We start from the raw sequence: 20,122 nt of genomic DNA, 5'->3' as shown, positions 1-20,122 counted from the left end.
AAAAAAATGCCCGCATCGATTGATGCGGGCATTTTTCATTTCAGGTATTCAGCACCTGTCATTGATCATCAAAATACCGCTCATGCCAATCCACCAGTGGCTGCGGCGAATTGAGCTTTTGGCCGTAGATCACCGAGTACGACAGCACGTTCTGCACATACTGGCGGGTTTCATCGAACGGAATGCTTTCCACCCACACGTCGAAGCTCAGGTGATCGGCGCCGCGCAGCCACTGGCGCACGCGGCCGGGGCCGGCGTTGTAGGCGGCGGAGGCGAGCACGCGGTTGCCGTTGAACTGGCTGTGCACCTGGCTCAGGTAAGCGGCGCCGAGCTGGATGTTCTTGTCCGGATCGAGCACTTGCTGCGGCGAGGCCAGCGGGATGCTGAACTTGCGCGCGGTTTCCTTGGCGGTGCCGGGCATCAATTGCATCAGGCCGCTGGCCCCGACGCCGGAGCGGGCGTCGTCCATGAAGGCACTTTCCTGGCGGGTGATGGCGAACACCCAGCTTGAGTGCAGGCCGCGCGTCTTGGCTTCACGCACCAGTGTGTCGCGGTGGGCCATCGGGAAGCGGATATCCAGGTCGTCCCAGTATTGCGCCTGACTGATGGTGCGGATGGCCGGGAAGTACCATTTCAGGTCGTAGGCCAGTTTGGCCTGAGCGACCATTTCGTCACGATTGAAATGGCGACTGACGTGATACCACTCGCGGCGACCGTCAACGATCTGCCCACGCGCATGGAATTCCAGAGCACGCCGCACGCCGGGAGTGTTACGCACCTTGTTGATGGTGGCCTGGCTGAGTACCAGCGGCTTGTTCATCAGCGAGTAAGGCAGTTGCGAGCGGTCGGCGGCGAGGAAACCGTAGAAGTCGCGTTCCTTCGCCAGATTCTTGTACAGAGTCTGCGCTTCCGGGTTCTGTGGTTGCGCCAGTTCCAGACTGCGGGCCTGCCAGTAACGCCAGCGGTTGGTGGTCGCCAGATCCTGTGGCAGACGACGAGTCAACTGATACGCATCGTCCCAGCGTGCCAGTCGCAGCAGCAAACGCAGGCGCCATTCGGACACGGTGTTGTCACGCAGTTCCGGATCGTATTTGGTCATCACGTCCAGCGCACGGCTGTCGAAACGCCGGGCCAGGGTCAGGCCGATTTCCCGGGCAATCGCGACTTTCTCGTCACGGGAGAAATGCATGCTGCTGGCGTATCCGTCGAGCAGGGCCATGGCCTTGTCCGGATCCTGGCGGGCGAGGCGGCGCAGGCCGAGGCTGACCACGTCGGACATCGGCTCGTCGGCCGGGGTGAAGCGCGACGGCTGATTGAGCAGCTCGGGTTTCTGCGCCACATCTACCAGCAGCCGACCGCGCGGGGCGAGGGTGGTCAGGCCGTTGACCAGACTGTTGGCCAGTGGATAGTTGCGCGCCTGGGCGGCGAGTTTTGTGCGTTCCCAGCGTTTCTGTTCGGTCAACTGACCGTCGGCGGCCCAGATGCCGAACAGCCCGTCACAGGCGGCTGGTTGCGATTTGCCGGTCAGCCACAGTTTGTCGGCGTTGGCATAACCCTCGGCCTTGTGGCCGCTGCTGATCTGGAACTGCGCATTGAGGCAGTCCAGTTCAGTGAAGTTGAGTTTCGGGTCGTAATACTTGGTGAAGGTCGCCCAATCGCCACGGTCGGCGAGCCAGCGCAACCAGCGCAGCTTCATCCAGTTGGCCTGGGGCAGGTCGCCGTGCTCGGCGAGGAATTTCTCGATTTCCTCGTTGCTCGCGGTCTTCAGACGCGCGGTCAGTTCGTCGTAGGCCAGGTACGGTTCCAGCGGGTAATCGGCCAGGGCCTGGCTGTAACGGAAGTACGGGCCGGTATCGCCCTTGGCCAGCGCGCGCTTGGCTTCATCGTAATACTGGCGTTGGGTGGACAGATCCACCGCCTGAGCGGATTGAGCGGCAGCGGCGGTGAGTAGCAAACAGGACAAGACACTGAAAAGGCGACTGCGCATGAGACATCCGGGCAGAGAAATCATGACAAGCACCGGCCGCGGCCAGCACTGAATTGTCTGTAGCTTAGCCTTTTGCCAGCAACGGGCGAAAGCTTTGCCGGTCTTGCAGCACAAGTTCGCAACAAATGTTGTGCAGAGTGCTTCGGCAGACAAATTGCCGGCCTGCTGAGAGCCTAACTCAGGTAGAATGCGCGCCCGGTTTTTGGAGAAGCTCATGACCCTGCTCAAATTCAGCGATGTGTCCCTTGCATTCGGCGCGATGCCGTTGTTGGACAAGGTGTCCTGGCAGATCGCCCGTGGTGAGCGGGTGTGCATCATCGGCCGCAACGGCACTGGCAAATCCAGCATGATGAAACTGGTCAAGGGCGACCAGAAGCCCGATGACGGCTCGGTGTGGCGTGCCCCCGGTCTGAAAATCGGTGAATTGCCGCAAGAATTGCCGGTGGCCGACGGGCGGACCGTATTCGACGTGGTTGCCGAAGGCCTCGACGGCGTTGGCGCCTTGCTCGCCGAATACCATCACCTGAGCCAGAACATCGTTACCGACGCCGATCTGGACAAGCTGATGCACGTTCAGCATGACCTCGAAGCCCGTGACGGCTGGCGCTTGCAGACCCTGGTCGACAGCACTCTGAGCCGCCTGCAACTGCCGGCCGACAAGACCCTCGCCGAGTTGTCCGGTGGCTGGCGTCGTCGGGTGCTGCTGGCGCAGGCGCTGGTGTCCGAACCGGATCTGCTGCTGCTCGACGAACCGACCAACCACCTGGACATCGGTGCGATTGCCTGGCTCGAAGAAGCCCTGAAGGATTTCCAGGGCGCCGTGCTGTTCATCACGCACGACCGTTCTTTCCTGCAGAACCTGGCTACGCGCATCCTCGAACTGGATCGCGGCGGCCTGATCGACTGGAACGGCGACTACGCCAGCTTCCTGGTGCACAAAGAGGCCGCGCTGGCCGCAGAAGAAACCGCCAACGCGCTGTTCGACAAGCGTCTCGCCCAAGAAGAAGTGTGGATCCGCCAGGGCATCAAGGCCCGTCGGACCCGTAACGAAGGTCGCGTCCGAGCCCTGAAAGCCCTGCGTGTTGAGCGCAGCGAGCGTCGCGAGCGTACCGGCAAGGCGAATATCCAGCTGGAAACTGCCGACAAGTCCGGCAAGCAAGTGATGGTGCTGGAAAATGTCAGCTTCCATCACCCGGATGGCCCGTTCCTGATCAAGGACTTCTCGATGGTCCTGCAGCGCGGCGACCGTATCGGTCTGCTCGGCGCCAACGGTACCGGCAAGACCACCTTGCTCAAACTGATGCTCAACGGTCTGCAACCGACCAGCGGCAAGGTGGAAGAGGGTACTCGGATCGACGTGGCCTACTTCGACCAGTTGCGCCATCAGCTGGATCTGGAAAAGACCGTGATCGACAACGTCGCCGAAGGTCGCGACTTCATCGATATCGACGGCCAGAGCCGTCACGTCCTGAGCTACCTCGGTGACTTCCTGTTCAGCCCGCAGCGTGCGCGCACGCCGGTCAAGGCTCTGTCCGGTGGTGAGCGTGCGCGTTTGCTGCTGGCCAAGCTGTTCAGCAAACCGGCGAACCTGCTGGTACTCGACGAACCGACCAACGACCTCGACGTGGAAACTCTCGAACTGCTCGAAGAAGTGCTGCTGACCTTTAACGGCACTGTGCTGATGGTCAGTCACGACCGGGCATTCCTCGACAACGTGGTCACCAGCACCCTGGTCTTCGAAGGTGAAGGCAAGGTGCGTGAATACGTCGGCGGCTATCAGGACTGGATCCGTCAGGGCGGTTCGCCGCGCCTGCTGGGCGCGACCGAGAGCAAGTCGGGCAAGGCTGACCTGAATTCGGCGGTGGTCACCGCTGAGCCCGCCGTGGTGGCCGCACCTGTCGCTGCCGCGCCGGCTGCAAAGAAAAAGTTGAGCTACAAGCTGCAGCGCGAACTGGAAGCGTTGCCGGGCGACATCGATGCCAAGGAGCAGCAGATCGCTGCGGTCGAGGCTGAGATGGCTGAAGCTGGTTTCTATCAGCGTCCGCCGGCAGAAACGGCCAAGGTGATTGCTTCGCTGGAGCAGTTGCAGGCTGAGCTCGATACGCTGGTCGAGCGTTGGGCCGAGCTGGATGCCTGATTGATCCGGTAACAAAAAAGCCCGGCGTTCAGTGATGAGCGCCGGGCTTTTCATATACGGGTGGAGACCTGATGTGGGAGCGAGCCTGCTCGCGAATGCGGTGTGCCAAGCGGCATTAATGCTGAATGTGCCGACGCCTTCGCGAGCAAGCTCGCTCCCACAGGGTTTTGTGTTTCAGCGTTTGATCAGGTGCACCGCGAGCACATCGCAAGGCGCGCCGTGCAGCACGTCGTTGGCTGTGGAGCCCAGCAATAGCGCCAAACCATGACGGCCGTGGCTGCCGACTACGATCAGGTCGCAATGGTTTTCCTTGGCGAAATGATGGATTTCCTGGCGTGGCTGGCCATAGGTCAGGTGGCAATTGGCGCCCTCAAGTTCGGCGTATTTGGCTTTCAGGCGTTCAAGTCGCTCCTTGGCCTGATCGAACTGCTGCTGTTGCAGTTGTGACAGATCCATCGGCACGTCGCCGCCAAACGCCATCGCCATCGGTTCGACGATATGCACCAGCGACAGCTTGGCGCCATTGCTCGCCGACAGCTCTCGGGCGCGGTGAATCACAGGGTCGCACTCTTCGGTCAGGTCTACGGCGACCAGGATATGGTTGTAGGGCATGAGGTGCTCCTCGTGACGGTTCAATATTGTTAAGTATGGCTGGTTTCAAGCGCATTGGTTCCAAAGTGACACAATGCGCTCACCTTAAGTCGGGAGTAGAGATATGACGGTCTGGTTGGTGGTGTCAATCCTGCTGGTGGTTTTGAGTCCACTGGCATGGTTGCGCCCATCGCGCGCGCAGAGCGGCCGCATGGCCCTGCGCATGGAGGCGCGGCGCATCGGGCTGGCCATGCAGCTGGCGCCTCAGGAGTGGCCACACTGGCTGTCTCAGGAGCCGCCCAGCCCGTGCGCGCAATACCATCGGCCACGGCGTGGCACCCAGCCGGCGTGCTGGGCCTATTGGCAGAAATCGCCGGGGGTATGGGTCAATCAGTGGCAGGAAGTCTGCGAGGACCGCTTGCTGCTCGATCATTTCGAAAAGTTGCCGGGCAACGTGTTCAAAATCGAGGCCGACAAGCAGATGATCGCCTTGTACTGGGGTGAGAAGGGCGAAGCCACGGTTTTGCAGGATATCGACGCGACTCTGAAAGCGCTGGCCTGATTCGCGGACTTTTCCCACTGCAAGGGTGGGGAGCGTCCGGCAGACGAGCAATAAAAAGCCCGACATGATTCATCGGGCGGGGTGGCCAGGCAGGCCGGTAACTGTTTTTATCGCTGACTCGGCTTTTCGCGGTCAGCGATTCTCCCTGTAGTCCAGCCAGCGTAGCCTGTTAAGCAAGGCTCGCCGGTAATTAGGGCGACTTTTCTAACTATTGATTCTATGAATGGCTTTGCATGCGGCTGCGTGTTGCGGATCTGTGTGCAACGGAAATGACCACAAAGTCGCATTTCAACCCGTATTTTGGGCGATTGACAATTGTTGGAAATTCCGTGAAGGTGACGTACCCAAATCAAACGGGCGTATGAATTGAGCGTTTGTCTTACAGACTGCTCCTACAGAATCCCGACTATCGCGTTGGCGGGTGTGCCGGGTGGATTGGCGTCAGCATCGACGAAAAAGCGTCCTGCCGAGCCGTTTACCTGCGTCCGACGTGTACTGTTCAGCTTCCATATCGTGGAGATCAGTTGATGATTTACGAAGGTAAAGCCATCACGGTTAAAGCTCTTGAAAGTGGCATCGTCGAATTGAAATTCGACCTCAAGGGTGAGTCCGTCAACAAGTTCAACCGTCTTACCCTGAACGAACTGCGTCAGGCCGTGGACACCATCAAGGCAGATGCTTCGATCAAGGGCGTGATCGTCAGCAGTGGCAAGGACGTGTTCATCGTCGGCGCCGACATCACCGAATTTGTCGATAACTTCAAGCTGCCGGATGCCGAGCTGGTTGCTGGCAATCTCGAAGCCAACAAGATCTTCAGCGATTTCGAAGACCTCAACGTTCCGACCGTGGCCGCGATTAACGGCATCGCCCTGGGTGGCGGTCTGGAAATGTGCCTGGCGGCGGACTACCGCGTCATGTCGACCAAGGCCAAGATCGGTCTGCCGGAAGTCAAACTGGGCATCTATCCAGGCTTCGGCGGCACCGTGCGTCTGCCGCGCCTGATTGGCGTCGATAACGCCATCGAATGGATTGCCGCCGGCAAGGAAAACCGTCCTGAAGACGCGCTGAAAGTCAGCGCCGTCGACGCCGTGGTTGCTCCAGAGAAGTTGCAGGAAGCTGCCCTTGAACTGATCAAGCGCGCCATCTCCGGCGAGTTCGATTACAAGGCCAAGCGTCAGCCAAAACTTGAAAAACTCAAGTTGAACGCCATTGAACAGATGATGGCTTTCGAAACCGCCAAAGGTTTCGTGGCAGGGCAGGCTGGTCCGAATTACCCGGCGCCGGTCGAAGCGATCAAGACCATCCAGAAAGCCGCGAACTTCGGTCGTGACAAGGCGCTGGAAGTCGAAGCTGCAGGTTTCGTCAAACTGGCCAAGACCTCTGCCGCGCAGAGCTTGATCGGCCTGTTTCTGAACGATCAGGAACTGAAGAAAAAGGCCAAGGCCTACGACGAAATCGCCAAGGACGTGAAGCAGGCAGCCGTACTCGGCGCCGGCATCATGGGTGGTGGTATCGCCTATCAGTCGGCCTCCAAAGGCACGCCGATCCTGATGAAGGACATCAACGAGCACGGTATCGAGCAGGGTCTGGCCGAAGCCGCCAAACTGCTGGTTGGTCGCGTTGACAAAGGTCGCATGACCGCTGCGAAAATGGCTGAAGTACTCAACGGCATTCGTCCGACCCTGTCCTATGGCGACTTCGGTCACGTCGACCTGGTTGTTGAGGCTGTGGTCGAAAACCCGAAGGTCAAGCAAGCGGTACTGGCTGAAGTCGAAGACAAGGTCAAAGAGGACACCATCCTCGCGTCCAACACCTCGACCATTTCCATCAGCCTGCTGGCCAAGGCCCTCAAGCGTCCGGAAAACTTCGTCGGCATGCACTTCTTCAACCCGGTGCACATGATGCCGCTGGTGGAAGTGATCCGTGGCGAGAAGTCCAGCGAGCTGGCAATTGCCACCACCGTTGCCTACGCCAAGAAAATGGGCAAGAACCCGATCGTCGTAAACGACTGCCCGGGTTTCCTGGTCAACCGCGTTCTGTTCCCGTACTTCGGCGGTTTCGCCAAGCTGGTCAGCGCTGGTGTGGATTTCGTCCGCATCGACAAAGTCATGGAAAAATTCGGCTGGCCGATGGGCCCGGCGTACCTGATGGACGTGGTCGGCATCGACACCGGTCACCACGGTCGTGACGTGATGGCTGAAGGTTTCCCGGATCGCATGAAGGATGACCGTCGTTCGGCCATCGACGTGCTTTACGAAGCCAAGCGTCTGGGTCAGAAGAACGGCAAGGGCTTCTACGCTTACGAAGCCGACAAGAAAGGCAAGCAGAAGAAGGTTGCCGATCCGTCGGTGCTGGAAGTGCTCAAGCCGATCGTTTACGAGCAGCGCGAAGTCACTGACGAAGACATCATCAATTGGATGATGATCCCGCTGTGCCTGGAAACCGTGCGTTGCCTGGAAGACGGCATCGTTGAAACTGCCGCCGAAGCCGACATGGGTCTGGTCTACGGTATCGGTTTCCCTCCATTCCGTGGCGGTGCGCTGCGCTACATCGATTCGATCGGTGTTGCCGAGTTCGTTGCCCTGGCTGACCAGTACGCTGATTTGGGCGCGCTGTACCACCCGACCGCGAAGCTGCGTGAAATGGCCAAAAACGGCCAGAGCTTCTTCGGTTAAGCGCCCCCAACTAGAGTGAGAGTGAACTTATGAGCTTGAATCCTAGAGACGTCGTGATTGTCGACTTCGGTCGTACTCCGATGGGCCGCTCCAAGGGCGGCATGCACCGCAACACCCGCGCCGAAGACATGTCGGCGCACCTGATCAGCAAACTGCTGGAACGCAACGCCAAGGTCGATCCTGCTGAAGTCGAGGACGTGATCTGGGGCTGTGTGAACCAGACCCTGGAGCAGGGCTGGAACATCGCGCGCATGGCGTCGCTGATGACCCAGATTCCGCACACCTCGGCCGGCCAGACCGTCAGCCGTCTGTGCGGCTCGTCGATGAGCGCCCTGCACACTGCAGCGCAAGCGATCATGACCGGTAACGGTGACGTGTTCGTGGTTGGGGGCGTCGAGCATATGGGCCACGTGAGCATGATGCACGGTGTCGATCCGAACCCGCACATGTCGCTGTACGCGGCGAAAGCCTCGGGCATGATGGGTCTGACCGCAGAAATGCTCGGCAAGATGCACGGCATCACTCGTGAGCAGCAGGACGCCTTTGGCGTGCGCTCCCACCAGCTCGCCCATAAAGCGACGGTGGAAGGCAAGTTCAAAGACGAAATCATCCCGATGCAGGGCTACGACGAAAACGGCTTCCTGAAGCTTTTCGACTACGACGAAACCATTCGTCCGGAAACCACCCTGGAAAGTCTGGCGGCCCTCAAGCCTGCCTTCAATCCAAAGGGCGGTACCGTGACTGCCGGTACTTCGTCGCAGATCACCGATGGTGCTTCGTGCATGATCGTGATGTCGGCGCAGCGTGCACAGGATCTGGGGATCCAGCCGATGGCCGTGATCCGTTCGATGGCAGTGGCGGGTGTGGATCCGGCAATCATGGGCTATGGTCCAGTGCCGGCGACACAAAAAGCCCTGAAGCGTGCGGGCCTTGGCATCAACGATATCGACTTCTTCGAGCTCAACGAAGCTTTCGCTGCACAGGCCCTGCCAGTGCTGAAAGATCTGAAAGTGCTCGACAAGATGAACGAGAAGGTTAACCTGCACGGCGGCGCGATCGCCCTGGGTCACCCGTTCGGTTGCTCCGGTGCCCGTATTTCCGGCACCTTGCTGAACGTGATGAAGCAGAATGGCGGCACCTTCGGGGTGGCCACCATGTGCATTGGTCTCGGCCAAGGCATCTCCACCGTCTTCGAACGCGTTTAAGCGTCTCGTCGATGGAAGCCGGGGCCAAGTGCCCCGGTTTTTGTTTTTGCGGATTTATTTTTGTATTTATTTTGAAAAAATTTGAGTGAGGGCCGAAGCATGCCGATACAACCTGGGCTCTACCAACATTACAAAGGTCCGCAGTACCGCGTATTCAGTGTTGCGCGGCACTCCGAGACCGAAGAAAAAGTGGTCTTTTACCAAGCCCTGTATGGCGATTACGGCTTTTGGGTACGCCCATTGAGCATGTTCGTCGAGTCGGTCGAGGTTGACGGCGAGCAGGTGCCACGCTTTGCTTTGGTGCAAGCCGAACCGAGCCTTTTTTCCAAGGCATAAGGCGAGTGCGCACGGAACCCTGTGCTTGACCTCACCTTGTAGCCACTATATATAGCGGTGCCGCGTCAGGCGCCAACCGCCTTTCACTTCTAGAATTCAGGAATTTTCTGATCCATGGGCAAATCGCTGGTCATTGTGGAATCCCCGGCTAAGGCCAAGACCATCAACAAGTATCTGGGCAACCAATACGTGGTGAAGTCGAGTATCGGCCATATCCGAGACCTGCCCACCAGCGGTTCGGCTAGCGCCAGCAAAGAGCCAGCCGCCAAACGCGGCAAGGCTGCCGCGGGCGAAGGGCCGGTGCTCACACCGAAAGAGAAAGCGCGCAAGCAACTGGTCTCGCGCATGGGTGTCGATCCCGATCATGGCTGGAAAGCCCAGTACGAGATCCTCCCGGGTAAAGAGAAGGTCATCGAAGAGCTGCGCCGGCTCGCCAAGGATGCTGACACCATCTATCTCGCAACCGACTTGGATCGCGAGGGGGAAGCCATTGCCTGGCACCTGCGCGAAGCCATCGGTGGTGACGACAGCCGCTACAAGCGCGTGGTGTTCAACGAAATCACCAAGAAGGCGATTCAGGAAGCCTTCTCCGAGCCGGGCGAGCTGGACATCGATCGTGTGAACGCCCAGCAGGCGCGTCGTTTCCTCGACCGCGTCGTGGGTTACATGGTCTCGCCGTTGCTGTGGGCCAAGATCGCCCGTGGCCTGTCGGCCGGTCGCGTGCAATCGGTTGCCGTGAAGCTGGTGGTCGAGCGTGAGCGCGAGATTCGTGCATTCAACCCGGAAGAGTACTGGGAAGTGCACGCCGACCTCGGCACCGCCAAGGGTTCGACCGTACGTTTCGAAGTGGCGCGCGAGAAGGGTGAAGCCTTCAAACCGCTGAACGAAGCTCAGGCCGCAGCCGCGCTGGAGAAGCTCAAGTCCTCCAGCTACAGCATCGTCAAGCGCGAAGACAAGCCGACCAGCAGCAAGCCGTCGGCGCCGTTCATCACATCCACCCTGCAGCAGGCCGCGAGCAACCGCCTGGGCTTCGGCGTGAAGAAAACCATGATGATGGCCCAGCGTCTGTACGAAGCCGGCTACATCACTTATATGCGTACCGACTCGACCAACCTCTCGGCCGATGCCGTGGCGATGGCGCGTACCTATATCGAGGACGAGTTCGGCAAGAAGTACCTGCCGGAAACGCCGAACGTCTACAGCAGCAAAGAAGGTGCACAAGAGGCTCACGAAGCGATTCGTCCTTCCGATGCCAACACCACGCCAAGCAAGCTTGCAGGCATGGAGCGTGATGCTGAGCGCCTCTACGAGTTGATCTGGCGCCAGTTCCTCGCTTGCCAGATGCTCCCGGCGCAATACCTTTCGACCACCGTCAGCGTTGCCGCTGGCGACTTCGAGCTGCGTGCCAAGGGCCGCATCCTCAAGTTCGACGGTTACACCCGCGTTCTGCCGCAAATCACCAAGCCTGGCGATGACGATGTTCTGCCGGACATGGCGCAGGGCGATGCGATGAAGCTGATCAAGCTCGATCCGTCGCAGCACTTCACCAAGCCGCCGGCCCGTTACTCCGAAGCCAGCCTGGTCAAGGAAATGGAAAAACGCGGCATCGGTCGTCCTTCGACCTACGCAGCGATCATTTCGACCATTCAGGATCGCGGCTACGTGACCCTGCACAACCGTCGTTTCTATTCGGAAAAGATGGGCGATATCGTCACCGAGCGTCTGTCGGAGAGCTTCTCGAACCTCATGGACTACGGCTTCACCGCCGGCATGGAAGAGAACCTCGATGATGTAGCTCAGGGTGAACGCGACTGGAAAAACGTGCTGGACGAGTTCTACGGCGACTTCAAGAAGAAGCTCGAAGTGGCCGAGAACCCGGAAAGCGGCATGCGTGCCAACCAGCCGGTCATGACTGATATTCCGTGCACCACGTGCGGTCGTCCGATGCAGATCCGTACGGCATCGACCGGCGTGTTCCTCGGTTGCTCGGGCTACAGCCTGCCGCCAAAAGAGCGCTGCAAGGCCACCGTCAACCTGGTGCCGGGCGACGAGATCGCTGCGGACGACGAGGGCGAGTCGGAGTCGCTGGTGCTGCGCGGCAAGCATCGCTGCCCTATCTGCAGCACCGCGATGGACGCCTACCTGCTCGACGAGAAGCGCAAACTGCACATCTGCGGTAACAACCCGGATTGCGCCGGCTACGAAATCGAGGAAGGCAACTATCGCATCAAGGGCTATGAGGGTCCGAGCCTGGAGTGCGACAAGTGCGGCAGCGAGATGCAGCTCAAGACTGGCCGTTTCGGCAAGTTCTTCGGTTGCACCAACCCGACCTGCAAGAACACCCGCAAACTGCTCAAGAGCGGTGACGCGGCGCCGCCGAAGATGGATCCGGTGAAGATGCCTGAGCTGAAATGCGAGAAGGTCAACGACACCTACATTCTGCGCGACGGTGCTTCCGGTCTGTTCCTGGCGGCCAGCCAGTTCCCGAAAAACCGCGAGACTCGTGCTCCGCTGGTGATCGAGATTCTGCCGCACAAGGATGAGATCGATCCGAAGTACCACTTCCTCTGCGAAGCACCACAGAAGGATCCCGATGGACTGCCGGCAGTAATCCGTTACAGCCGCAAGACCAAGGAGCAATATGTGCAGACCGAGGTCGACGGCAAGCCTACCGGCTGGAAGGCTTACTACGACGGTGGCAAGTGGACTGTTGAAGACAAGCGCACAAAAGCCAAGGCTGAGTAAGCGCTAGCCTGATACAAAAAGGCCGCATGGTGACCCTCGGGTTTTCATGCGGCCTTTTTGTTTTGTGCTTGCGGTCGGATCCGTTGATCCACGACACTGTCGGGTCTGTGTGACGCAATTATTTCGCTGTGGAGACTGCCGGCATGGCGCACGAACTCTATACCCGCACCAATCAGAAGATCTATTTCGCCGGCCTGTCGCTGGAGGCTCTGGCTCGCGCCGAAGAGGGGCGGGCGATGAATTCGTTGGCGCTGATTCAGGCTGGCCGCGAATCAGCATTGTTTCACCTCTATGGCGCGCTTCTGGGACTGTGTCACGAGATCGCCGGTTTCTATCGTCTGCCTCAGGCCAATGCATCGCGAGCAGAAGCGTTGCTGTCTCGCGAAGTCCTGGAATCGATTGCGATCCCTGAGCTGGCCGAGATGGTTGAGCTGGCTGGTAACCCTCAAACCTGGCTGGCGAAACTGCTGGCAGCGCACTCGGCGTTGTTTCAGCCGCCACGGGTGCCCCACAAGCCCAAGGGGGATGTGACGCAGCCATTGATTCAGGCGGTTAACCTGGATGAAGAAGAGGAGCCACAGGAATTGAGTCGGGAAGAGCTGGAGAGCTGGCGCCAGCATCTTAAAGGTCTGGCCATCCGCTTTCGCGAAGGGTTGAACGAATGCTGACGGCAATTGACACGGTGGCAATCTGAAACATGCTGCTGGTCAAGATCCCGAGCGAAGCCTGAATGATGTCTATATAATCCCTGCCTTTCGTGGAGAACAGACCTATATGCCAACGTCCTTTCTAGAAATTGTCGAGTTACCAGACGGCCGAATCGAACTGCGCAGGGCTGAGGACGAGGGTTCTCTGGTGACGCTGGATTTCTCCGAGGATGCCAAGGCGTTCCTGCAAGGCCAGCACGTGGAAATCGCCAAGGCGATGTTGAGCGTCGGCGTACAGATGGCCGGCCGTATGGTCGAAGGCGAATTTGATAAGGAAGAAGGGCCGCGGGTTCTTCACTGAGCCCCGCCTGTCAGCGCTTGCCGCTACCGCATCAAGTCGGCTTCTCTGTCCCTGGAGAAGCCATGCGCTTCACACAGCGCGCGTTACAAGTGAATCAACCCAATCGAATGTTCAGGCTCTGAGCGTCGCCCGTGCGGGCTGCGCTGATCAGTTGTTGCCGAGAACTTGTGTTCAGCGGGTTGAGCCAGGTTACCACCGTATGGCTACGACCCAGGCGCAGTGCTTCGCAGGCGAGTTGCTGAGCGCTTTGCGCACCACGAGGTTGCAGCAGCAGAATGCGTTCACGGTTCAGGCCGGCCTCTCGCAGCCAGATCTGGGTCAGGCTGGCTGGAGGGGCGATCAGCGTCAGCCAGCGTGCATCCTGATCCTCGCTCAGTTCGCGAAGGATCGGGGCCAGCAGGTTCAGGCAGTTCCCGGCCGCACCGCGCAGTGACAGCTCACTGAATACTTCCGGTTCGGCCATCCATGGGCGCTCGACCACATCTTTCAGGATCGGCGTCATTGGTTGTGCCAGAAACGCTTCGAATAAAGGCAGTTGTGTTTGCTGAGGTGTGTGTGGGAACTGCATAAAGCCTCCTTTAGCGGCGGATTACGCCGACACTCAAGCCTTCGATCACCAGTTCCTGATCTTTCAGGTCGACTTCGATAGGGGCGAACTCAGGGTTTTCGGCAATCAGCCAGACTTTGCTGCCTTCGCGCTTGAAGCGCTTTACCGTCACTTCATCACCGATCCGTGCCACGACAACCTGGCCATTGCGTGCTTCGCGGGTGGTGTGAACCGCCAGCAGATCACCGTCGAAAATGCCGATGTCCTTCATGCTCATGCCGTGCACGCGCAGCAGGTAATCAGCGCGAGGGTGGAAGAAAGCCGGGTTGATGTTGCAGGACTCTTCAATGTGTTGCTGGGCGAGGATCGGTGCGCCGGCAGCGACCCGACCAATGATCGGCAGGGTAGAGTCGTCAGCCTTGGCTTCGAAGCCGGGGATGCGAATGCCGCGGGAGGCGCCCGGGGTCATCTCGATAGCGCCTTTGCGGGCCAGGGCCTTGAGATGTTCTTCCGCCGCATTGGGCGACTTGAAACCCAGTTCCTGAGCGATTTCCGCGCGGGTTGGCGGGTAGCCGTTGTCTTCGAGGCAACGTTTGATAAAGGCCAGAATCTCGGCTTGGCGTGGCGTCAGCTTTAGCATATTGATCGCTCTGTCTTTTTATACAGTGACTGGGATTATATACAGTGAAGCGGTCTTGGCAATGCCCGTTTTTTTGCAGACCGCCGGACGGTCGGTTGCCGTGCTTATTAATGCGCCGGGCGAGTGTGGTTAAATAGCTGACCGACCATTCCCAAAACGAACTGGCAGGCTTGACAAGGCTTAGGCTGAAACGTATGTTTCAAACAAGTGTTTGTCAGGCGGAGTAGCCATGGCCCAGTCGGAAACCGTTGAACGCATTCTTGATGCTGCCGAGCAGTTGTTCGCGGAGAAAGGTTTCGCCGAAACCTCATTGCGTTTGATCACCAGCAAGGCCGGGGTAAACCTGGCGGCGGTGAATTATCATTTCGGCTCCAAGAAAGCCCTGATCCAGGCGGTTTTCTCGCGCTTCCTCGGGCCGTTTTGCATCAGCCTCGACAAGGAGCTGGAGCGGCGTCAGGCCAAGCCTGAGAACAAGCCGACTCTTGAAGAGCTGCTGGAGATTCTCGTCGAGCAGGCACTGGTGGTGCAGCCACGCAGCGGTAACGACCTGTCGATCTTCATGCGCCTGCTCGGCCTGGCGTTCAGCCAAAGCCAGGGTCACCTGCGTCGTTATCTGGAAGACATGTACGGCAAGGTGTTCCGCCGCTATATGCTGTTGGTCAACGAAGCGGCTCCGCGGATTCCGCCAATCGAGCTGTTCTGGCGCGTACACTTCATGCTCGGCGCTGCGGCCTTTAGCATGTCCGGAATCAAGGCCTTGCGCGCAATTGCCGAGACCGATTTTGGCGTCAACACCTCAATCGAACAGGTGATGCGTCTGATGGTGCCGTTCCTCGCCGCCGGCATGCGTGCCGAAACCGGTGTCACCGACCCGGCGATGGCGACTGCGCAGCTTCGCCCGCGCAGCAAGTCGACTCCGGTGGCCGCCAAGGTTTAACCGCACACGGGTGGGCGCGGCAGTTTACATCCGCTAAGCTAGCCGCCCATGCCGACTCTCGTTCTGAACCCGTTCCCGATCAACATCGCCAGCCTGCCGGGCATTGCCCTCGGTGGCGATGTTGTGCGGATCGGGTTTTTCGTTTTCAAGGAATCTCTATGACTGCTGGCCTGCAAGGCTCGTTGATGGTGGACGTCGCCGGTACCTGGCTGACGGCCGAAGATCGCCAACTGTTGCGTCAGCCCGAAGTGGGCGGCCTGATCATTTTTGCCCGCAACATCGAGCATCCGCGCCAGGTGCGCGAGCTGAGCGCCGCGATCCGCGCCGTTCGCCCGGATCTGCTGCTGGCGGTCGATCAGGAGGGCGGCCGCGTGCAGCGTCTGCGTCAGGGCTTCGTGCGCCTGCCCGCGATGCGTGCCATCGCCGACAACCTGAACGCCGAATACCTCGCCGAACAATGCGGCTGGATCATGGCCACCGAAGTGCTGGCGGTCGGCCTCGACCTGAGTTTCGCCCCGGTGCTGGATCTGGATTACCAGCGCAGCGCCGTGGTCGGCACCCGTTCGTTCGAGGGTGATCCCGAGCGCGCTGCGTTGCTCGCCGGGGCCTTCATTCGTGGTATGAACAGCGCGGGCATGGCCGCCACCGGCAAGCATTTCCCCGGTCACGGTTGGGCCGAAGCCGACTCCCACGTCGCGATCCCGAATGACGAGCGCAGCCTCGACGAGATCCGCGCCAACGACCTCGTACCGTTCGCCAGACTCAGCAAGCAGCTCGCGGCGGTCATGCCCGCCCACGTCATCTATCCGCAAGTCGATTCGCAGCCGGCCGGATTCTCCCGCCGCTGGTTGCAGGACATTTTGCGTGGCGAGTTGCAGTTCGACGGCTTGATCTTCAGCGACGACCTGTCGATGGCCGGCGCCCACGTGGTCGGCGACGCCGCCAGCCGGATCGAAGCCGCGCTGACTGCCGGCTGCGACATGGGCCTGGTGTGCAACGATCGCGCTGCGGCCGAACTGGCTCTGAGTGCTGCGCAACGGATGAAGGTCACGCCGTCCGCGCGCATTGCGCGGATGCGCGGGCAGGCGTTCGCCAGTACCGATTACCGCCAGGATCCGCGCTGGCTCACCGCCATCGGCGCGCTCAAAGACGCTCAACTGATCGATTAAGGATTTTTGCTATGACGGTTTACGCAATCATCGGTGGCACCGGTCTGACCCAGCTCGAAGGGTTGACCATTCGCCAGTCGCTGGCGGTGGACACGCCCTACGGTGCGCCATCGGCCGACGTGCAGATCGGCGAGTACGCCGGCAAGGAAGTTCTGTTCCTCGCCCGTCACGGCCATCCGCACCGTTTCCCGCCGCACAAGGTCAACTACCGCGCCAACCTGTGGGCGCTGAAGCAGGCCGGCGCCGAGGCGATCATCGCGGTCAATGCGGTGGGCGGGATTCATCCGGCGATGGGCACCGGCCATTTCTGCGTGCCGCATCAGATCGTTGATTACACCAGTGGCCGCGAACACACGTTTTTCGCTGATGACCTGGAGCATGTCACCCATATCGATTTCAGCTTCCCTTACAGTGAGCCGCTGCGTCAGCAATTGATCGCCGCGCTGGCTGCCGAAGGCTGCGAATACAGCGATCAGGGCGTGTACGCCTGCACCCAGGGCCCGCGTCTGGAAACCGTGGCCGAGATCGTGCGTCTGGAGCGCGATGGCTGCGACATCGTCGGCATGACCGGCATGCCGGAAGCGGCATTGGCCCGTGAGCTGGATCTGGATTACGCCTGCCTGTCGCTGGTGGTGAACCCGGCAGCAGGCAAGACCACGGCGGTGATCACCATGGCCGAGATCGAGCAGGCGCTGCATGACGGGATGGGCAAGGTGAAATCGACGTTGGCGCGAGTGCTCAAGGGCTGAGTCTGACCGAGACCGATTTGGCCCCTTCGCTGGCAAGCCAGCTCCCACAGGTATCGAGTTGAATCACAGTTTTGTGTTCGACTCATAACCTTGTGGGAGCTGGCTTGCCAGCGATAGCTCTCTAACTGGCAGGGAGGGTCTCAGCGCTTGTCGAGCTTATCCGGCAACGGCGCAAACAGCGCCTCGATATCATCGCTCTGCAGTTTCCAGTCCCCGGCCTTGCGCCCATCCAGTACGCCCGCTGCCAGGTCAGACTTTTCCTTCTGCAGGTGCTGAATCTTCTCCTCCACTGTGCCCCGTGCGATCATCTTGTAGACGAACACCGGTTTCTCCTGACCGATTCGATACGCGCGGTCAGTCGCCTGATTCTCGGTGGCGGGGTTCCACCACGGATCGTAATGGATCACCGTATCCGCTTCGGTCAGGTTCAAGCCGACGCCGCCGGCCTTCAGGCTGATCAGAAAGATCTGACGCTTGCCGCTCTGGAATTCCTTCACCGGCGTGCGCCGATCGCGGGTCTGGCCCGTCAATAAGGCGTAGGCCACGTTGCGTTTTTTCAGTTCGTCTTCGATCAGTGACAGCATCGAGGTGAACTGCGAGAACAACAGAATCCGCCGACCTTCTTCGAACAGCTCTTCGAGCATTTCCATCAGGCTGTCGAGTTTGCCCGAGGTGCTGCCACGGGCGGGCAGGGTGGCGTCGTTGACCAGGCGCAGATCGCAGCAGACCTGACGCAGTTTGAGCAGGGCTTCAAGAATGATGATCTGGCTACGCGCCACGCCTTTGCGAGTGATCTCGTCGCGGACTTTCTTGTCCATCGCCAGGCGCATGGTTTCGTAAACGTCGCGCTGCGCCTCATTGAGATCAACCCAGTGGATGATCTCGGTCTTGGGCGGCAGTTCGGTGGCCACCTGTTCTTTGGTGCGGCGCAGCAGAAACGGCTTTATCCGTCCATTGAGGTGCTGCAGCCTGACTTCGCTGGCGCGTTTTTCGATCGGCACGCGGTAGTCGGCATTGAAGCTTTTGATATCGCCGAGCCAACCCGGCAGCAGAAAGTGGAACAGCGACCACAACTCGCCAAGGTGGTTTTCCAATGGTGTGCCACTGAGGCACAGGCGTTGCCGCGCATTGAGTTCGCGAGCGGCCTGCGCGGCCTTGCTGTTGGGGTTCTTGATGTACTGCGCTTCGTCGAGTACCAGAACGTGCAACGGCTGTTGTGCCAGACGCTCAACGTCCTTGGGCAGCAGCGCGTACGTGGTCAGAATCAGGTCGAAGTCGGCCAGATGCTCGAAATGCTTTTTACGGCCGGCACCGTACAGCGCCACCACTTTCAGTTGCGGCGTGAAGTGCGCAGCCTCATCGAGCCAGTTCGGGATCAGGCTGGTGGGCATCACCACCATGCATGGCCGATCCAGGCGTCCGGCGTTTTTCTCACTGAGAATATGCGCAAGAGTCTGTAGGGTTTTACCCAGCCCCATGTCGTCCGCCAGAATCCCGCCGACCTCGAGCTGACGCAGCGACTGCATCCAGCTCAAGCCTTCGAGTTGATAGGGACGCAGCGTCGCGTTCAAGCCCTTCGGCGCTTGTGCACTGTAGTCGCGGATGTCGCGCAGGCGTTGGGCGAAACTTCGAATCTGCTCGCCGCCCTCCCACAGCAGGGGAATGCCTTCCAGCGAGTTGAGGCGTGTGGCATCGGCCTTGCTCAAGCGCAGGGTGGTTTCGCCCGGCTCCTGCAGGTAGAACTCGCCCAGCGTCGCCAATACCGGTTTCAGTCGGCCAAGGGGCAGCGCCACTTGCAGTGGCCCGTGCTCGCTGTTGCGTTGCGGAATATTGACTAGAATCAGCTCGTCATCGCGTCGCCGCGCCAAGCGTTCCGGATTGAGGATTTCCGCGTGCGAGCGCATCAGGTTGAGCAGGATCGGCAGCAGGCTCAGGCGTTCGCCATTGACGATGATCCCCAATTCCAGATCGAACCAGTCGCGTTCCGGCGCCTGTTCGACGGTGGCGTACCAGTCGTCGACGGCGGTCAGGTCAAAACCGAACTCCTCGTCGATCTGCAATTCCCAGCCTTGGGTGCGCAGCTTCGGCAGTTCGTTGAGGGTGAACGTCAGCCACGCGCTGTCGTTGACCATCTCGTACAGCTCACCGGCGCTTTCCGGCAGCGCTTTGCTCTGGCGCGTGGCGATACGAAAGCCGAGGATTCTTAACTGTTCGCGGTAGGACTGTTCCACTTCCGGATGGCGTTTTATCCGCAGGGTCTGGGTTTCCTGACGAATCAGAATGTCGCTGTTTTTCTGCCCGCTGACGTATTCATCCAGATAGCTGAACGACAGCGCCGCCCGATGCTGAATATAGCGCTGCATCTTGCCGTTGCGCGGCTCGAACGCGCTGAACTCGACGCTGGCCAGCCACAGGCGCGGCAGCGGTTGCACGTTGTCCACCAGCACTTGCGGCGGCGCCTTGGGGCTGCGGTTTTCCAAAACTGCCTGGAGTTTTTCCAGCAGTTCGGCGTCTTTGGCGGCGGCAGGGTATTCGAGGGTTTCCTGCACTTGCAGGAGTACCGCAGCGCAGTGTTTGCAGTTGTTGCGCACCGGGCAGGTGCAGGTGGCGTCAACCAGCAATAGGGTGTCTTTGGCTGACTCGCGCAGGTGAATGGTCTGACGGTAGACGTTACCGCCAGAGCCTTCGCAACTGGCGGTGATGGTCGCATCGCCCACCTGCGCGATGCGTACCCGGTTTTCCAGGGCGTAGCGGCGGCCACGCTCCAGGCTCTGTTCCTTGAATCGGCTGACCCAGGAGGGTGCCAACGGTTTACTCAGGGGCGGGGACATAAG

16 protein-coding genes are annotated in these 20,122 nt (G+C 59.8%); 11 read left to right on the top strand and 5 right to left on the bottom strand.

Features of this window, described 5'->3' with window-relative positions; genetic code table 11:
* Positions 1 to 58: 58 nt before the first annotated feature.
* The gene (locus tag JN524_RS20195) at positions 59 to 1,987 is read right to left on the bottom strand and encodes a transglycosylase SLT domain-containing protein (RefSeq protein ID WP_123588518.1); all 1,929 of its coding nucleotides are present in this window, start codon (positions 1,985 to 1,987) and stop codon (positions 59 to 61) included.
* 214 nt (positions 1,988 to 2,201) lie between these two features.
* On the opposite strand from JN524_RS20195, the gene JN524_RS20190 reads away from it, so the two are divergent.
* Positions 2,202 to 4,124 (top strand): ATP-binding cassette domain-containing protein, encoded by a 1,923-nt coding sequence (locus JN524_RS20190; RefSeq protein WP_202370473.1) that lies wholly within the window; start codon positions 2,202 to 2,204, stop codon positions 4,122 to 4,124.
* A 174-nt stretch (positions 4,125 to 4,298) separates the two neighbouring features.
* Here JN524_RS20190 and JN524_RS20185 read toward each other — a convergent pair whose 3' ends face one another.
* Positions 4,299 to 4,736 (bottom strand): universal stress protein, encoded by a 438-nt coding sequence (locus tag JN524_RS20185; RefSeq protein ID WP_098964814.1) that lies wholly within the window; start codon positions 4,734 to 4,736, stop codon positions 4,299 to 4,301.
* A gap of 103 nt (positions 4,737 to 4,839) precedes the next feature.
* Here JN524_RS20185 and JN524_RS20180 point away from each other — a divergent pair, with 103 nt between their 5' ends.
* The 7 genes from JN524_RS20180 to JN524_RS20150 all read left to right on the top strand — a co-directional run bounded on the left by JN524_RS20180 (position 4,840) and on the right by JN524_RS20150 (position 13,246).
* Positions 4,840 to 5,277, top strand: a complete 438-nt coding sequence (locus JN524_RS20180) for a hypothetical protein (protein WP_202370472.1) — start codon at positions 4,840 to 4,842, stop codon at positions 5,275 to 5,277.
* A gap of 527 nt (positions 5,278 to 5,804) precedes the next feature.
* Positions 5,805 to 7,952 carry a fatty acid oxidation complex subunit alpha FadB gene (gene fadB, locus JN524_RS20175; RefSeq protein ID WP_024013640.1) on the top strand — a complete coding sequence of 716 codons (2,148 nt, stop codon included), beginning with the start codon at positions 5,805 to 5,807 and terminating at the stop codon, positions 7,950 to 7,952.
* Between the two features lie 29 nt (positions 7,953 to 7,981).
* Positions 7,982 to 9,157 carry an acetyl-CoA C-acyltransferase FadA gene (gene fadA / locus JN524_RS20170; protein ID WP_047600135.1) on the top strand — a complete coding sequence of 392 codons (1,176 nt, stop codon included), beginning with the start codon at positions 7,982 to 7,984 and terminating at the stop codon, positions 9,155 to 9,157.
* Between the two features lie 99 nt (positions 9,158 to 9,256).
* On the top strand, positions 9,257 to 9,493 hold the full coding sequence (locus JN524_RS20165; RefSeq protein ID WP_202370471.1) for a DUF1653 domain-containing protein: 237 nt from the start codon (positions 9,257 to 9,259) through the stop codon (positions 9,491 to 9,493).
* A 114-nt stretch (positions 9,494 to 9,607) separates the two neighbouring features.
* A complete protein-coding gene (gene topA / locus JN524_RS20160; protein ID WP_202370470.1) occupies positions 9,608 to 12,238 on the top strand; it encodes a type I DNA topoisomerase in 2,631 nt (876 codons plus the stop codon).
* A gap of 143 nt (positions 12,239 to 12,381) precedes the next feature.
* Positions 12,382 to 12,906 (top strand): DUF6586 family protein, encoded by a 525-nt coding sequence (locus tag JN524_RS20155; protein WP_202370469.1) that lies wholly within the window; start codon positions 12,382 to 12,384, stop codon positions 12,904 to 12,906.
* Positions 12,907 to 13,012: 106 nt separating this feature from the next.
* Positions 13,013 to 13,246, top strand: a complete 234-nt coding sequence (locus JN524_RS20150) for a hypothetical protein (RefSeq protein ID WP_003226592.1) — start codon at positions 13,013 to 13,015, stop codon at positions 13,244 to 13,246.
* Between the two features lie 94 nt (positions 13,247 to 13,340).
* Here JN524_RS20150 and sulA read toward each other — a convergent pair whose 3' ends face one another.
* Both sulA and lexA read right to left on the bottom strand, forming a co-directional pair.
* Positions 13,341 to 13,814, bottom strand: a complete 474-nt coding sequence (gene sulA / locus JN524_RS20145; RefSeq protein WP_202370468.1) for an SOS-induced cell division inhibitor SulA — start codon at positions 13,812 to 13,814, stop codon at positions 13,341 to 13,343.
* A 10-nt stretch (positions 13,815 to 13,824) separates the two neighbouring features.
* Positions 13,825 to 14,433 (bottom strand): transcriptional repressor LexA, encoded by a 609-nt coding sequence (lexA, locus tag JN524_RS20140; protein ID WP_003226590.1) that lies wholly within the window; start codon positions 14,431 to 14,433, stop codon positions 13,825 to 13,827.
* A gap of 229 nt (positions 14,434 to 14,662) precedes the next feature.
* Here lexA and JN524_RS20135 point away from each other — a divergent pair, with 229 nt between their 5' ends.
* The 3 genes from JN524_RS20135 (at position 14,663) to JN524_RS20125 (ending at position 17,288) form a co-directional block, all read left to right on the top strand.
* On the top strand, positions 14,663 to 15,370 hold the full coding sequence (locus tag JN524_RS20135; protein WP_007961819.1) for a TetR/AcrR family transcriptional regulator: 708 nt from the start codon (positions 14,663 to 14,665) through the stop codon (positions 15,368 to 15,370).
* A gap of 158 nt (positions 15,371 to 15,528) precedes the next feature.
* Positions 15,529 to 16,539, top strand: a complete 1,011-nt coding sequence (nagZ, locus tag JN524_RS20130) for a beta-N-acetylhexosaminidase (RefSeq protein ID WP_202370467.1) — start codon at positions 15,529 to 15,531, stop codon at positions 16,537 to 16,539.
* A gap of 11 nt (positions 16,540 to 16,550) precedes the next feature.
* On the top strand, positions 16,551 to 17,288 hold the full coding sequence (locus tag JN524_RS20125) for an S-methyl-5'-thioinosine phosphorylase (protein WP_202370466.1): 738 nt from the start codon (positions 16,551 to 16,553) through the stop codon (positions 17,286 to 17,288).
* Between the two features lie 140 nt (positions 17,289 to 17,428).
* Here the strand turns inward: JN524_RS20125 and JN524_RS20120 are convergent, their stop codons facing one another.
* Positions 17,429 to 20,119, bottom strand: coding sequence for a DEAD/DEAH box helicase (locus JN524_RS20120; RefSeq protein ID WP_202370465.1), 2,691 nt, complete (start codon positions 20,117 to 20,119; stop codon positions 17,429 to 17,431).
* Positions 20,120 to 20,122: the final 3 nt, after the last annotated feature.

Source organism: Pseudomonas sp. MWU318, assembly GCF_016756945.1.
GTDB classification, from domain to species: Bacteria; Pseudomonadota; Gammaproteobacteria; order Pseudomonadales; family Pseudomonadaceae; genus Aquipseudomonas; species Aquipseudomonas putida_A.
Note: the sequence above shows the minus strand (reverse complement) of the source record. Positions and strands in the feature narration are given on the sequence as shown.